The 13,859-nt window shown below is 65.4% G+C and carries 14 protein-coding genes; 4 read left to right on the top strand and 10 right to left on the bottom strand.

What is annotated here, in order from left to right:
• Positions 1 to 30: 30 nt before the first annotated feature.
• The 3 genes from DI624_RS00530 to DI624_RS00520 all read right to left on the bottom strand — a co-directional run bounded on the left by DI624_RS00530 (position 31) and on the right by DI624_RS00520 (position 2,426).
• Positions 31 to 1,167 carry a hypothetical protein gene (locus DI624_RS00530; RefSeq protein WP_291535380.1) on the bottom strand — a complete coding sequence of 379 codons (1,137 nt, stop codon included), beginning with the start codon at positions 1,165 to 1,167 and terminating at the stop codon, positions 31 to 33.
• Entirely contained in the window at positions 1,164 to 1,847 is a 684-nt protein-coding gene (locus DI624_RS00525) for an Abi family protein (protein WP_291535378.1), read from the bottom strand. The genes DI624_RS00530 and DI624_RS00525 overlap by 4 nt, the downstream gene beginning before the upstream one ends.
• An 84-nt stretch (positions 1,848 to 1,931) precedes the next feature.
• Entirely contained in the window at positions 1,932 to 2,426 is a 495-nt protein-coding gene (locus DI624_RS00520; protein ID WP_291535377.1) for a helix-turn-helix domain-containing protein, read from the bottom strand.
• A 405-nt stretch (positions 2,427 to 2,831) separates the two neighbouring features.
• On the opposite strand from DI624_RS00520, the gene mobC reads away from it, so the two are divergent.
• The 4 genes from mobC (at position 2,832) to DI624_RS00500 (ending at position 6,495) form a co-directional block, all read left to right on the top strand.
• A complete protein-coding gene (mobC, locus tag DI624_RS00515; protein ID WP_291535375.1) occupies positions 2,832 to 3,350 on the top strand; it encodes a MobC family plasmid mobilization relaxosome protein in 519 nt (172 codons plus the stop codon).
• Positions 3,350 to 4,375 carry a relaxase/mobilization nuclease domain-containing protein gene (locus tag DI624_RS00510; RefSeq protein WP_291535374.1) on the top strand — a complete coding sequence of 342 codons (1,026 nt, stop codon included), beginning with the start codon at positions 3,350 to 3,352 and terminating at the stop codon, positions 4,373 to 4,375. The genes mobC and DI624_RS00510 overlap by 1 nt, the downstream gene beginning before the upstream one ends.
• A gap of 83 nt (positions 4,376 to 4,458) precedes the next feature.
• Entirely contained in the window at positions 4,459 to 5,337 is an 879-nt protein-coding gene (locus DI624_RS00505) for a hypothetical protein (protein ID WP_291535373.1), read from the top strand.
• Between the two features lie 75 nt (positions 5,338 to 5,412).
• On the top strand, positions 5,413 to 6,495 hold the full coding sequence (locus tag DI624_RS00500) for a DUF3800 domain-containing protein (protein ID WP_291535372.1): 1,083 nt from the start codon (positions 5,413 to 5,415) through the stop codon (positions 6,493 to 6,495).
• Between the two features lie 68 nt (positions 6,496 to 6,563).
• Here DI624_RS00500 and DI624_RS00495 read toward each other — a convergent pair whose 3' ends face one another.
• The 7 genes from DI624_RS00495 to DI624_RS00465 form a co-directional block, all read right to left on the bottom strand.
• Positions 6,564 to 7,211, bottom strand: a complete 648-nt coding sequence (locus DI624_RS00495) for an LPD7 domain-containing protein (protein ID WP_291535370.1) — start codon at positions 7,209 to 7,211, stop codon at positions 6,564 to 6,566.
• Positions 7,208 to 9,070: a type IV secretory system conjugative DNA transfer family protein gene (locus tag DI624_RS00490; RefSeq protein WP_291535369.1), complete on the bottom strand. Its 1,863-nt coding sequence runs from the start codon at positions 9,068 to 9,070 to the stop codon at positions 7,208 to 7,210. The genes DI624_RS00495 and DI624_RS00490 overlap by 4 nt, the downstream gene beginning before the upstream one ends.
• Entirely contained in the window at positions 9,036 to 10,043 is a 1,008-nt protein-coding gene (virB11, locus tag DI624_RS00485) for a P-type DNA transfer ATPase VirB11 (RefSeq protein ID WP_291535368.1), read from the bottom strand. Before virB11 ends, DI624_RS00490 begins: the two co-directional genes overlap by 35 nt.
• Positions 10,043 to 11,200: a type IV secretion system protein VirB10 gene (virB10, locus tag DI624_RS00480; RefSeq protein WP_291535367.1), complete on the bottom strand. Its 1,158-nt coding sequence runs from the start codon at positions 11,198 to 11,200 to the stop codon at positions 10,043 to 10,045. The genes virB11 and virB10 overlap by 1 nt, the downstream gene beginning before the upstream one ends.
• Positions 11,197 to 12,012 carry a TrbG/VirB9 family P-type conjugative transfer protein gene (locus tag DI624_RS00475; RefSeq protein ID WP_291535366.1) on the bottom strand — a complete coding sequence of 272 codons (816 nt, stop codon included), beginning with the start codon at positions 12,010 to 12,012 and terminating at the stop codon, positions 11,197 to 11,199. The genes virB10 and DI624_RS00475 overlap by 4 nt, the downstream gene beginning before the upstream one ends.
• Positions 12,013 to 12,020: 8 nt before the next feature.
• A complete protein-coding gene (locus tag DI624_RS00470) occupies positions 12,021 to 12,704 on the bottom strand; it encodes a VirB8/TrbF family protein (RefSeq protein ID WP_291535364.1) in 684 nt (227 codons plus the stop codon).
• 223 nt (positions 12,705 to 12,927) lie between these two features.
• A complete protein-coding gene (locus DI624_RS00465) occupies positions 12,928 to 13,851 on the bottom strand; it encodes a type IV secretion system protein (protein ID WP_291535363.1) in 924 nt (307 codons plus the stop codon).
• Positions 13,852 to 13,859 lie beyond the last annotated feature (8 nt).

The raw sequence follows: 13,859 nt of genomic DNA, 5'->3' as shown, positions 1-13,859 counted from the left end.
GCGAACCGGCGCCTGACGGCGCCGATTCGATCACAGGTCCAGGAACCCGGCGATCTTGCGCTGGTCTTCCAGACTCACGACCGCGTTGGTCAGGGCGTCGTTCTCGGCTCGGCTTGCGCGGATCAGGGTGGAGAGGCGCTGGCGGCTTCGCTCCTGGAGTGGGGTGAGCGCCGCGCGTGTCTCCATGACATCCTCATCGTCCACGCCGGCCGCCCAACTGAACAACCGGCCAATCAGGCTCGCCATGATGTCGGATGCCTGAACGCCGGGCTCGTCATGCGACCGCGGCGCGAAGCGATGGTTGCAGAACTGAAACCCGTCGTCTTCAAACTCCATTTTCGCGAGCTCAGCGGCGACCACATCCTCTTGATCGAACACATGGCGGGCATTTTTCAGGAGACAGATGCGCTCGATGAAGAATGTCCTGAACCCGTCGATCAGGACATGAGGTGTTTCGCCCTCGATGAAGGTCAGTGGCTTTCGTCGGCCCATTTGCAGGACGCCGCGAAGCATCTGGTAGTCGAAATGGTCGAAGGCCTCCTCCGCCTCGCTCAGCCAGTCGATGAGGGCCGTCATGAACGGCGCCCGGTTTTGTGGCGCGATGTCCGGGTAGTTGAACCGCACCATGAGGGATGCCGCCCGGTCGCGATCTGACCGGAGAAGCCGGAACAGGTCCGACTTCAACTGCGGGATGGCCATGACGAGCATGCCCGGATCATCGGGCAGAGCGGAATCGATGATGTCCACGATCGCCCAATAAAAGGGATCGAGCGCCAGATAGTGGACGAGAAGATCCTGCTCGATCACCCAGTCGAGAAATGTCTCCATCTTCGGCTTGGCCAGAGCGTCGAGGAGGTCGCCGCCCTTCTGTCCAAACAGGTGGAATTTCAGCTCTTCCGCCGAGGCCTGGATACGCGCGCGCTGGCGCAGGGGCGCGAGGTCGATTGGGGTGTCGTCGGGCCGACCGACGCCGCCGAGCACCCAGCAGTCCGGAGCGGCGATGTTGAGCGTGCCGCGTTCGAGATGGAGTCGGCGGATGTTTTGCGTCTCGTCGTAGTAAAGCCAGTAGGCTCGGTCGGCGCGATCGAGCCCGTGCGCCAGGATTGACGGATCGCGTATCTCGTTCACGTCGATCACCCGTTTCGGCTCGGGGTCATCCTCGGTCATGCCTCGTCCTTTCCGGGACGTGGCAGGGCGAGCCGTTCCGCCGGATGGACCTGCGCAAAGCGATCGACCGTGCCACGCCAATCATCCATCGCCGGCGACAGCCAGCGCGTCATCTCAAGCATGGATTGATGCAGCTTGGGCAGGTTCCAGTAGAGGATGGGTTCATGGTGGGCGATCCGATTACGGAGCAGGCGCACCTGTGTCAGCCGCGCGGTGAAGTCCTTGCGCGACAGGAAGCGGCCGTCGCGGGTCGCGATCTTGTGCAGGGTCCGCTTCCAAAGATCGTCCTGCTCCCGCCCGAACATCGAGGTCCAAAAGCTGAAGGTCAGGGCGGCGACGACGCGCCCGTCCTCGATCGGCTTGCCCGCCTCGGTCAACTCGGCGACCGCCGCACGAACCTGTTCCGCCTGGCGGTCGGTGACATGTCCGGCCTCGGGTTGGAACCAACCCGGGCCGTGAGCCGCCGACATGACCGTGTGTATACGGTTGCGCAGCGCCACTTCCAACGCCTGCAGAGGCACGTAGAGGGCTTCGGACACCTGGGTGTTCAGCGTATAGAGGGAGACGGCGCGCTCGCGATCGCCGTCGGCCCAGGCGACGTACCGGGCGAAGCGTTCCAGAGAGAGCGCCGCCTCCACCGCGTCGGCGTCGGCGGCCGCCCTTGCAACGGGGGGGGTCATGGATTATCTCTACCTTCGTACACCCCGGGATCGCCTCTGCTGCAAAGCATGCCCCCGGGGTAAATCAATTTCAGCCCCGGGTTTCTACGACGTTCGGCGGCCCACGGGGGTCGAGACGCGGAGCCGGACTGCTTCCCGTTCCTTGCGTGCCTGGGTGAACTCCGGCTCCAACTTGCGGACACGGTCGATCAGCCCATCCAGATGATAGACATTTGAGGCCCAGTCGCCGGCTGCGGTCTTACGCATCTCCCGGCGCACAAGACCGGCCTGTTCGAGCTGACGCATGTTCGTCTGGATCGTCTTCGGCTTCACGCCGATCCGACGGCCCAGTTCCGCGCGTGAAGGGAACGGCGCCCGGTTGGGATCGCGATAGTAGTCGAGCAGCTGGACCAGAATGTTGAACTGCATCGCGGTCAGGCCGAGCCGGGACTGCGCTTGAATGAGGATCGACGGTATCCCCGCATAGCCGTTGGCCGTCACCGCCTTGCCCCAGATCCGGTCCTGGGAGGCGACGGTCTTAGCGGGCGCAGACGCCGGAAGCGGAAATGGTAGCACGGTGGTTGTCGTGGGCGTGGTCATAGGAATGCTCCTTCACACCCAACCTATGGTCGCCGTGGCTGGCGAACAAGGTTCTCGCCTGCTCGGGGTAGGGCGCCGCCATGACCCACCTGACTAGGTATGCTTACGATCGTTACGCCAAATGCGATGATTACCGTCGCGATGATTCAGTGGCGGTCTGACGACCCAGGTATGGAATCCTCGAACCAGACCGGTGGGTCATCAAAAATACCTACCTCGTTTCAAACAGACGAAGATCAGCGACTGAACCGCCCAGGCTGGGGTGCCCTTCAGGGCGGCGGGCGAGCGGACGGCTTCGACCGCCGAGGGGAGGGCGGGCAGCCCCGTAGGCCTACGGGGCGAAGGGGGTGACGGTCTAGGGCAGGATAGGCTTTGCGCCGGCAATGTCAGACAAGCACGCCCCCAATGGACCGCTTCACCGTTCGCCTTCCTGGCCCTCTGGCCCGTCGTTTCGACGCGGCCGCAGGACGCCAGGGCGGCCGGTCGCGTTTACTGCGACGGCTCATCGAGGGGGCTGCGGACACGGCACTTCCGGAGCAAGGGGAAGAGCCGCCTGGCCCGTCCGGCGTCAAGCTGGGTCTGCGGCTGCGACCCATCGACATGGTGCTGCTGGAGGCCGAGGCCGCCCATCGCGGGCTATCACGGACACAGTGGACCACGGCTCTGATCCGTCGCCGGCTTCACGATCGGCCGCAGCTCGCGCCGCCGGACGCTCTGGCCTTCATCGGCGTTCAACGCGAGCTGAGACGGATCGGCGTCAATGTGAACCAGATCGCCCGTGCCCTGAATACGGCCGTCCTGGAGGGGAAGGTGCTCGATCTGGAGGTGGCCCAACTAGACGCCTTCGCCGCAGAAATTCGTGGACACCTGTCCGGGCTTCAGGAGGCCCTCCGGGGCAACCTCGACTACTGGTCGGATCGCTGATGGCCGACTTCATTCAGATGCGCGGATTTGAGGAGGCGATCCGTCCGCCTGTTCGTCCGAAACGCGCACGGGTGACCGACCGGCCCGGGAGGGTGACGCGCTCGCCGGCTGACATGAGTCCGCGAGCCCGCCTCGACAGGATCGCGCGACGCGTCCCGGAGGTCATGGTCAAGATCACGGGACGGACGCGTGATGGCGTCCATCTGGCGAACCATCTTAGCTATATCGCTCGCAACGGAAAGTTGCCGATCGAGGGGCCGGACGGGGAGCTGCTGTCCGGGCGAGAGGATGTGCGCAACTTGGCTCGGGACTGGATGGCGGAGGTTGACGCGGACCCTCGCCGGCGCGCGGACGGATCGGTCAGCCTTTCCATCGTTCTTAGTATGCCGCCGGGCACAGACCCGTTCCGCACGCACGACGCATCGCGCGCGTTCGCCGACCGGACGTTTGGAGCGACCCATCCTTACGTCTTTGCCTTCCATACGGATGAGCGCCACCCCCACGTTCATCTCACCGTGAGAACGCTTGGTCACGACGGGCGAAAGTTGAACCCGCGCAAGGCGGACCTCGAGCGGTGGCGACAGACCTTTGCCGCAGCGCTCCGTGAGCGGGGCGTTGAGGCGGAGGCGACTCCGCGTCGCGCTCGGGGCGTCGTCAAGAAGGCGGAGGTCGGAGCCCTTCGACGCATGCGGGATCGTTTCGACAAGCAGGTCGGGCCGCCCTCACGGACCGACATCGGCGCGATAAGGGACGCTGCGGATCGCAAGCGGGACAGGCCGTGGCTCGCAAAAGTTCGGGATCGTCAGACGGCCGTGCGCACGTTCTTCGTGGCGCAGGCCGTCGCGCTGTCGCTGTCGCCCAAGGCCGAAGACCTGGCATTGGGGAAGGTGCTTGAAGCTTTTATCAAGCGCATGCCGCGTGTGGAGACCCGAGGAGAAGAGCTCGCCCGAATGATCCAGGAACGGCGGGATCGATCAGACCGACCGCCGGAGGGTCCACAAGAGCGACCAAGCCGCGATCGATAAACCTCGGACCTCTCCAATCGCCGCGTCGCCAACAAGCGTAACCATAGCTTGCAGTCCGATCCTGGAGACCGTCATGGTGGGGCATGTCCCTGACCCTAACCAAGCTCCCCTTCGGAACAACGCTCGCTCGGCAGATGGCGAAGCAGAACCTGACCCGCTTCAACCATGTCTTCTGGGTTGGCGAGCGCGGCTACGATCACCTGGAGGCGGGCTTTCCCAACATCGTATTCCCGCCCTACGCGCCCGACCTTCACGGCCTCTACACCTCTGACGCCGACTGGCGCGCAGCCGTTGCGGAGCATCAGATCTGGACCCGCCAGTACATTCTCGTCTCGGCCGCTTCACTGCTTGAGGTCTATCTCAGTTCCGCCGCGCGGAGCGCTCTTACCGCCCATCCTGAACTTATCGATAGCGTTTGGTCAGGAATGGACGGCTACCTTTTCGTCATGGGCAAACAGGCGCCGCCGACAGGGTGGAACCGCAAGCTCAAGGATAAGGTCGCCACCTTCACCAAGGGGCTGTGGGTCAACCGTTTGGCCCAACTCGCCGCGGTCTTCGGCCCATTGCCGGCCAAGGCGATGGCGCTCGAGCCGGCCTTGCAGAAGCTTCAGGACACACGGAACGATATTGCGCACGAGTTCGGTCTCGATGGTCCCACGCGTTTGGCGCAGTGGGAGCCGCTCAAGCATATTGAGCTCACCCGGGAGGACTGCGAGACGGCGATCAAGGTGGTCTCGGCTTTCATCGCCGCCGTGGACAAGCCGGTCTTCGGTCCGCTGATCGGGGGACACGAGATCCTCTTCCAGTACCATCTATGGGCTCAGTCAGAGCCCAAGGCGAGCAGCTGGCACGTCGCCGGCAGGGCTGCAGGTCTGTTCCGGGATCACATCGGAGGCATGACCAGCACCGCGCTGGGTGCAAGCTATGCCACCTCGATCGCCAACTATTATCATAAGCTCTGATCGCCAGGACGCTACGTGGCCGCACCGGTCGTTGCGTGGGATCTAATGCGGGCGACACGGAAAGCAGGACCAACAATGGAATGTTTTCGGATCGACGAAAGCGGGTACACAGGCTTCGACCTCCTGAACCCGCAACAGCGCTTTCAGGGCGCTGCGGCGGTCGCCATTTCCGACGACGACGCGCGGCGGCTAATCAATACGCACTTTCCCAAGCTTCAGGCGACCGAGCTGAAATACAGGTCTCTGTCCCGGCGCCCGGGCAACCATCCTCACCTGATCGCTCTCGTGCGCGACGTCCTGCAAGGCTTCAAGTCGGTCACCTACATCTGCGACAAGCGCTTCCTGCTGGTGATGATGTTCCTGGATTGGGCGGCGGAGCCCTACTATTACGCGCGCGGTTTGAACTTCTACCAGGACGGCCAGCACTACGGGATGGGCTCGCTCCTGCTCAGGGTTGGCCCATCGATCCTGGGGGCGGACGCCTTTGAAGCGATGCTGGCCGCCTTTCAACGGGCGGTGAAGGAGAAGTCGCCAGACAGCCTTCAGGCATTGGTCGCAGCGGTCCGGCGAACCAACTGGACCGAGCTTCCCGAGGCTTTGGGACCGCTCGCCCAGTACGCCGATCCCGACTGTTTGCGGGCGATTGCGACGCCCGGGGTCTCAACCGATGCCGCGATCGTCGTGATGCAGGCCCTGATTACCCGGATGGAGGTGATGGCTTCAGGTCCCTACCGGGTCGAGCATGACGAGTCTAAGAACCTCGCCACCTACAGCGGCCTCCTGCAGGCGTTCATCGACCACAAAGGTGAGGCTGAGTTCCGGTCATCGAAAATCGCGACGGTGAAGTTTCCGCTGAAGCTGACCGAGGTGGTTCAGGTCAACTCCAAAGCCAGCCCGGCTGTCCAAATCGCCGATGTGATGATCGGCGCGGTGGTCGAGGCGGGGAATAGTCTGATCGGCGAGCGGACGGGCGGCCTTGATCCGCAGGTTCTGCTATCACTGTTCGGGGACGAACAACTGATCCATCTGGTTCCGGATCTCGACTTCGAGGCCCAGAAGGCGTTCCGCGAGGGGTCGCACGGCGCTGAGCTTATCGACTATTTCGCCACCAATTTCGGATCGAAGATGGGCATCAAACCGACGAAAGAGGGCGGGTGACCCGCCTGCGCCAGGTCAGCAACCACCGCAACGTTCCCCTTTTCCGATTATCAGGCGCGATCCGGAATCTACCGGCGAATGCGATCGCTTTCACGGCGCGGCGATCGGTCCCCATCCGGGTGGCGAGGCAGGCCAGGGATCATGTCTCGGGCGCGCTGATAGGCGTGCTCTATGAGCCGGGCCTGAGCGGCCGGATCAGTGATCAGCCGACGCACCACGATGGCCGCTTCCTTCAGGCGCCTTTCGGCGGATATGGCGGATGGACCCGCCGAGCGATCGGGCCCCGTCGGCGGTTCCCTCACCTTGTCGCCCGCAGCCTGTCTGTCCCGGTCGCGCGGTTGGTAGCCCTTGACGTCGACGCCCAAGGCTCGCGCCTGCACCCAGGCCTCCCGGCGAAAGGTCTCGTCGCCCGACACCCGGACCTGCGTCCAACCGCGGTGTTGAGCCACCTTGAGCATATCCGCCACCGCGTCGGGATAGGCTTGCCGGGTGACCAGTCGCTTGCCCTCATCCCTGAACATTGGATCGACGGCTCGGTGATCGCGATAGAAGCGTTCAGGACGGCCCTGACGGTCGCGCTCAATCAGATATCGATCCAGGATCGAAGCCGGGATTTCACCCTTTGTGACGGAACGGCCGCCGGTCCTCTTCTGAGGTGATGGCGAGACGGCGTTCTCGGACGCGACCGAGCCGGCGGTTTGGGTGGGCGTCCTCATCGGTCGGCCCCGTGGGCGAGGTCAGGACGAGCGGCCGCGTCGATCATCCTGTCGAGCCATTTCGCGACCTCCTGTTCGGACGCGCCCGGTTCAGGCGGGGGGCAACCTTCGGCCGAGAAACGGCGAACGATGGCGTCGTAGTCCATGTCGGATGTCTCCACGGCGGGGCGAGGGTCAACTTGGATTGTGCCGGCGCCCACGACGGCGGTTTTGCAAAGGCGTTTCTGGGGGGGCGCGGGTCTCTGTCGACGGGTGAACCGCTTGTCGCGGTAGAAGACGATCTTCTCCGCGCGCGTCGGCGGGACGCTGGCCTTGAAAATGATCAAGGTCCCGGCCGGAAGCTGCATGAGTTCTTGCGGGAGCATCAGGGCGCGGCGCTGGTCCGAAGCCGTGGTGGTCCGTCGTCCCGACCCCAGACCCATCGGACGACTGCGACTTTTGGAGGTCACAGTCGTATATCCAAGCCGCTCGCTGAGCTCTTGGGCGACCTTCAGCTCTTTGGGTGCGAATACGACTTCGACACCGCAGTTGGTCATGATCTCGTCGGCCCCTTCAGGACCGTAGAGCGCCCGGAGCTGAGACGGGCTCTGAATGACAGGGAGCAACCTGAACCCGTAGCCTGCGAGATAGGAGAAGGCGTGGGCCAGAACTGGCGCCCGACCGAGCCGGGCGAACTCGTCCAGAAGGACGAGAACCGGTTGATCTCCTGTGGCGAAGAGGCGGCGGGAGTTGAGATCGACGAGCTGCTGAAAGAGCAGGCTGTATAGTGGTGCGACCCGTAGCATGTTGTCTGGCGAGGCGCCGAGGTAGAGCGACAGGCGGCCCCGGCGGAGGTCGCGCAGATCGAAATCGCTTGCAGCCGTCGCGGCGTCGACCGTCGGATTGAGCCACAAGCCCATCCGGCTGGTGATTGTCTGGCGGATCGAGGCGAACGTGTTCTCACTCGAGCCGCAGAAGTCTGACAGGGCGGAGATACAGCCCGCAGACAGAGGCGCGTCGGTCTGGCCCCGCGCATTGATAATGTCCGGCAAGCGGGTGCGGGCATCGTTACGGGTCAGCTGGCGGAAGATCTCGCCAAGTGAGAACGGCAGATCAGGCGTCTCAGCAACATAGGCACCGATCCCGATGAAGCCGGTGCGGGCCGCTTCCGACCAGAAGGGATCGGCATGGTCGTGGCCGGGAAAAAGCATCATGCTCATCCGCTGGAGTTCATCCAGGACAGCCATCGTACTCGTGCGGTCGATATGACCGAGCGGATTGAAACGCGTGGTGAGTCCATCAAGCGCCAGGGGGTCGAAGAGCAGGACGCGTTGGCCCGCTGCAGCCCTGAACCCCGCTGTCGCCTCATAGTTTTCGCGCTTGATATCCAAGACGACGACCGAACCGGGCCAAGTCAGCAGATTGGGGATGACGACGCCCACGCCTTTGCCTGTTCTGGTCGGGGCATAGAGCATGACGTGATCGGCACCGCCCGAGATGAGCAGGCCGGTTGCGGTGCGGCCGAGGAGAATGCCCTCGCGGGACCTGAGACCCGCCGCCGCCTGGTCAGCTCTCGAGGCCCAGCGCGCTCCGCCGTGCAGGGGGCGATTCTGGCTCAGCGCGACCGCGACACCTGTGATCCCGACAGCCGATGCGCTTATCAGCGACCCGATGCGAAGCCAGCGTTGGAGATCGGAGTCGTGACGATAGTACCAGAGCCAGGCCGGCACCCGGGTGAGGTCGATATCCGGCGACAGCCGGTTCAGTCCCGCCAACGCGATCAGCACGGCCCCGATCAAGCCGAGCGCCGTGAGACAGCTCAGGCCTGCCAACGTGAGGGCAAGTCTAGCGGCCGGGCTGGCGTTTTCGAAGCGGGTCATGCCAGACCTCCGTCACCCGGAACCGGCCATCTGTCTTGCGCATCTGGACGACGATATCGACGAGCAGGTGCAGCAGGGCCCGAATGTCTTCCCGCGGCAGATCGCCTCCCCCCTCGGATTCGCGAACCAGCAGCGTCAGTTGCTCAAAGGCCAGAGAGGCGCTGTCCGCGTGGACGGTCGTGATCGAGCCGGGGTGGCCGGAGTTGACGTTGCGAAGATAGAAGAAGGCCGTGCCGTCGCGCAGTTCCTGCAGCAGGATCCGGTCGGGCCGCATCCTGAGGGCGCTTTCGAGCAGGGATTTGGCGGTGACCTGCGCCAAACCCTGGCCTTCCTTGGAATAGGTCAGGTGAACGACGTTGCGGTGGGGCACGACGAGTTCGCGCGTGTCTTCGATCGTCAGCAGCCTTTCATGGTCGGGAATGGCCTCGACCAGACCCTTGGCGAAGGTGGTCTTGCCGGAGCCGGTGGCGCCGGAGACGAGGATATTGCGCCGTGAGACCACGGCCAGTTTGAAGAAGGCCGACCAGTCTCCCGATCTTTTCAGGGCGAGGAGGTCGGCGTCGACCGGATCCGCAGACGCGTCATCCGCCGCGACGACCGCGTCGAACAATCCCCCGGTCGCAAAGGCGTCGAGACCGAACTGCCGGCGCGAGGGCTTACGGATGGTGAGGGACACAGTGCCAGTCGGGGCTGCAGGCGGAAGAACGATCTGGCATCGTTCGTCGCCGGGCAGGGTCGTCGAGCAGATCGGCCGAGCGTCGCTGACATCCTGTTTGGTGAAGGCGGCGGCGGCGACGGCAAGCGTCCTGAGCCAGGCCTCAGTGAGCAGCGGCTCTTCATGCCAGCGCCACCGGCCGCCCTGTTCGATTCCGACCTCGCCGGGGCGGTTGATCACCAGTTCGGTCACGTCGTCTGGCGCGAGCAGGGGTCGCAGCGGCGCGAGGTAGTGTTCCAGAACAGCGGTGTCGTCCATCACCTTGCGCTCAGCCGATAGACACCGGCGAAGTTCAGGTCCTGGGCCACGAAAATAGAGACCTCGGCGCCTTGAGGTTTGCGCAGGGTCGCGGGGATATCGACCGAGGTCTGCAACGCGACGGCGGCCGCGTCCGACGGCGCCCGCGCGGTCTCGCGCACGGCGTCGTCACGTCCGACGGCGGCGTAGAGACCGTCGTCCACCAGCGACAGCAGGAGAGCGCCGCCAAACCTGTCCCAGAAATGGGTGTCGACGCGGCCATCGAAGCCCGCGCGCCCGAGGGCGTCGGCGGCCGGTGACGCCAGGCCCACGGTGACGCCTGCGGGCGTGACGGCGCGGGTCCACAGGACGAAGAGCCGATTGCGGCCCTGCTGCAGACCGCCCTGGTACTCGCCGAGCACCCGGGTGCCGCGCTCCATCAGCACCACGGTTCCGCTCTCCGAGTAGACGTCTCGCGGCAGGATGCAGCTGACGAACCCCGGGGTCGCGCTGTCCATCGCCGTCTGGAGGATGCAGGGGATGGAGGCGCCCGCCGTCAGCAAGAGGTTGCGATCTCCCAGCTGGCCGGCCCGCGCCTCGCTAACCGGCGAGGTCTGGCGCAAGCCGTCGAGCGGCGTGACGCGGGCCTGGATCGGCGCGGTGGTCCCGGGCGCAACGCCCGCAGCGGCCAGGCCGCCGGTCGGTGCGACGCCGGAGCCTTGGCGGCTGTAGGCGAGGACCGGGGATCGCCTCGCCTCGTCGATCAGGGTCTGGCGCCTTTCGGCTGCCGAGGGGCCGTTCGATGAAGAGGAAGGCGAGGTCTCGAGCGCCGGCACCTGTTCGTCCGATGACGTCAGGATCGGCGCCTCGGGATCGAGAGGCTGATCCGTCAGCAGGGGCGGCTCGGTGTCGCGGCGTGCCGGTTCGAACGGAACGACCTGCCGGGCCGGTTGGTCCGCCGCCGCCTTCTGGTCATCCGCCTCGCCACGATCCCATGTGGCGAAGAGAAAGACCGCGCAGCCGAGGCCCAGGGCGGCCAAAGTGACGACCTTGGACCCGCGGCCGCCAAAACGGCCGGCGATGGGGGATATGCCCCGGTCGATCGTCGGCGGCAGACCCTGGCCTTCGGCACGGGATTCCACCGCGGCGTCGTCCTTCGGTTCAGGCGAGGCGGTCATGGTCGGGCTCCTTGCGTCACGCTCCGATCCACCATCGGCGAGGCCGTTCCGGTCCCGGTGGCGACACCGCGCGGGTCGTAGGCTTCGTTGAAGATGCACAGCACCGAAGCACCGCGGCGCAGCCGCAGACCAGGGACGACGGCGTGGACGACCACGAACTCGCCGCGCACATCGAAGGGGACCAGGCTTTCCTCGCCGTCGGCGGAGACAGCGAAGATCGAGGGGATGGGCTGGTTGGCCGGAAACCTCAGCACGGTGAAGCGGCCGTTGTCGGTGACCTCGCTGGGTTGCAAGTCCGACGCGCCCTGGACGCTGTAGGCGAGGTTGCGGGGGCCGGAGAGGGCCGCCTGATCGAGCGCCAGATCGATCACGCGGTCTTCGATCGCCTCGGCGGCAGCGTCGAGCGACGCCACGGTCGCGGCCTGGAGGTCGGCCGGGTAGCGGAACCGGATCTGGTAGGCGATGGAGGATCGATCGCGGGCGTCTCGCGCCGCCAGTTCGAACGCATAGTGACGCGTCGCGACTCCGCGTTCGGTGACCACAAGCAGATTGGTCGCCTGCAGACGTTCTCGGGGTTTGAGGAAGAGGACGGACCCCTCGGCCGCGACCTCCCAGCTAACGCTGTCACCGATCGCGACATGGCGGATGGCTTCGTCCGGACCAAAGACGATCTGGGTGGCGGTGCGGAAGGCCCCGGCGATGCGGTAGACGGCGCCCGGCGCGTAGTCGACCTCGACCATCCGGGCGTCGCGGTCTTCGGCCCAGGCCGGCCCCGACGTCATCATTACAAGGCCGGTGGCCAGGGCGATCAACAGGCTTCTCATCGGACCACCTCCGGATCAGCGCGGTACGAGGTCACCTGGAATCCGAGCGGATTGCGCAGGCGATCCGGCTCCGACATCGGCGCGCGCGTATAGGTGAAGGCGATGGTGGCGATCCAATCGCTCTCCACGATCTGCTGGGCCTGACGCACCGTGCGGTGGAAGCGCACATTGGCGACGCCTTCGTTGATGAAGCCAATGGCGCGGATCGCGATCACGGCCTCCGCCTCAGGTCCGTAGAGATTCTGCGGACTGGTTGGGTTGGAGCCGCGATAGAGGTCGGCCCAGCGGCGTTGCTCCGTTGCGCCCGACAGGATCGAGACCAGGGCAAAGCTTTCCTCGGCGGCGGGGTCGAGATAGCCCTCCCGGGCGCGGACGTACTGGCCGAGGAAATATTTGCTGACGGCCTCGTCATAGGTGGCCGGGCCTTCGGCCGAGGACAGACCCCGCACCACATCGACCGCGCCGGTGGTCTGGTCGACCCGCACGACGAAGGGTTCGGTGGTCTTGAGCGGGGTCAGCACCACCACCGCCGCGACGGCGACGACGGTCAGGCCGGCGGCCACAGCCGCCACGGTCCAGGCCAGCCGCCGCGATCGTAGGGCGGCGCTGAGCCGGTCCTGATCCCATCGCCGCGCCTCGGCGAAATAGGCCTTCAGATCGGAGGAGGGGACGCCGGTCATGCGCAGCCTCCTGCGCCAGGATCGATGGACGAAGACGCGTCCGCTGCGGGCGCGGGCACGTATGGCGCTGCCGGGGAAAGGATCGACCCGTAGGGATTGGCGGGTCGACGATGGCGGCCGTCGCAGACCGGCGGATCGGCGGTCCGGAAGGTGGCGCAGGCGGACAGGGCCTGGACCGCCAGGGCGATCGACACGACGCGTGACAGTGTTCGCAAAGAGGGCATTAGCGGGCTCCTGTGGGACGGATGGATCCGCCGCCGCGCGGCGGTTGACGGCTGGCCTCGAGAGGACCCCGCGCGACGGCGCTGGGGCTGGATCCCAAGGAGGCGGCGTTGGCGAAGTCGGCGAGCCCGGCGCTGGCGCCGCCGGCGATGCCGGCCGCGATCGCGGGCGTCTGCAGGAAGAAGATCGCGCCAAGCAAACAGAGGGCGATGAAGATCAGGCCGCCGACCATCGGGTCGCCGCCCTCGATCGCGCCCCACTGATCCCGGACCAGCGACAGGACGAGCTGGAAGATGGTGATGATCAGGGCGAACAGGACCAGATAGTTCACCGCCTGGGACAGCCAGCCGAAGAAGAAGCGCCGCGTCGCGTCGAACAGGGCGCAGGCGATGAAGATGGGGCCGAGGGTGACCAACAAGGCCAGAGCCAGTTTGGCGACGAGAACAACGCTGAAGCCGAGCGCGCAGGCCAGGGCGCCGACGATGAAAACGACCGCGGCGACGATCCAGGGCGACGGGTCGAAGGCCGAGCCCTCGCTGCCGATCTTTTCTCCGAGATAGCCGGCGTAGGCGAGGAACTGGTCGAAGGCCGCGCCGACGTTCGGCGTCTCCGCGCCGCTGATGGCCCGCGTCAGAAGGTTCGGCAGGTCGCGAAACAGGGGCTCGGTGACGAAGTCCGAATAGGCGGGCGTCGTCGCCAGCACATAGATGAACAGCAGTTTGATCGCGCGGATCGCGAAATCCATGACGGGTTCGCTGATGGCGCCCCGGAAGATCGCGAAACCGTATAGGACGATGTAGAGAACCAGGGCGATGCGCAGCGGGCCTTCGACCTCGGCGATCACCGCGCCCAGCCGGTCCCCGAGGAAGGCGCTCAGCCGTTCGTCGAGGAATGTGTAGGCCGGCTCGAAGACCCGAAACGACATGGCGACCT

Source organism: Brevundimonas sp., assembly GCF_003248455.1.
In the GTDB taxonomy this organism is placed as follows: Bacteria; Pseudomonadota; Alphaproteobacteria; order Caulobacterales; family Caulobacteraceae; genus Brevundimonas.
This window is presented reverse-complemented; position numbering and strand designations above follow the sequence as displayed.

Excerpts from the sequence above, each read along its gene's own strand:
- DI624_RS00520 (WP_291535377.1), bottom strand. The coding sequence starts at position 2,426 with ATGACCACGCCCACGACAACCACCGTGCTACCATTTCCGCTTCCGGCG.
- DI624_RS00530 (WP_291535380.1), bottom strand. The coding sequence starts at position 1,167 with ATGACCGAGGATGACCCCGAGCCGAAACGGGTGATCGACGTGAACGAG.
- DI624_RS00500 (WP_291535372.1), top strand. The coding sequence starts at position 5,413 with ATGGAATGTTTTCGGATCGACGAAAGCGGGTACACAGGCTTCGACCTC.
- virB11 (WP_291535368.1), bottom strand. The coding sequence starts at position 10,043 with ATGGACGACACCGCTGTTCTGGAACACTACCTCGCGCCGCTGCGACCC.
- mobC (WP_291535375.1), top strand. The coding sequence starts at position 2,832 with ATGGACCGCTTCACCGTTCGCCTTCCTGGCCCTCTGGCCCGTCGTTTC.
- DI624_RS00490 (WP_291535369.1), bottom strand. The coding sequence starts at position 9,070 with ATGACCCGCTTCGAAAACGCCAGCCCGGCCGCTAGACTTGCCCTCACG.
- DI624_RS00470 (WP_291535364.1), bottom strand. The coding sequence starts at position 12,704 with ATGACCGGCGTCCCCTCCTCCGATCTGAAGGCCTATTTCGCCGAGGCG.
- DI624_RS00525 (WP_291535378.1), bottom strand. The coding sequence starts at position 1,847 with ATGACCCCCCCCGTTGCAAGGGCGGCCGCCGACGCCGACGCGGTGGAG.
- DI624_RS00465 (WP_291535363.1), bottom strand. The coding sequence starts at position 13,851 with ATGTCGTTTCGGGTCTTCGAGCCGGCCTACACATTCCTCGACGAACGG.
- DI624_RS00505 (WP_291535373.1), top strand. The coding sequence starts at position 4,459 with ATGTCCCTGACCCTAACCAAGCTCCCCTTCGGAACAACGCTCGCTCGG.
- DI624_RS00495 (WP_291535370.1), bottom strand. The coding sequence starts at position 7,211 with ATGAGGACGCCCACCCAAACCGCCGGCTCGGTCGCGTCCGAGAACGCC.
- virB10 (WP_291535367.1), bottom strand. The coding sequence starts at position 11,200 with ATGACCGCCTCGCCTGAACCGAAGGACGACGCCGCGGTGGAATCCCGT.
- DI624_RS00510 (WP_291535374.1), top strand. The coding sequence starts at position 3,350 with ATGGCCGACTTCATTCAGATGCGCGGATTTGAGGAGGCGATCCGTCCG.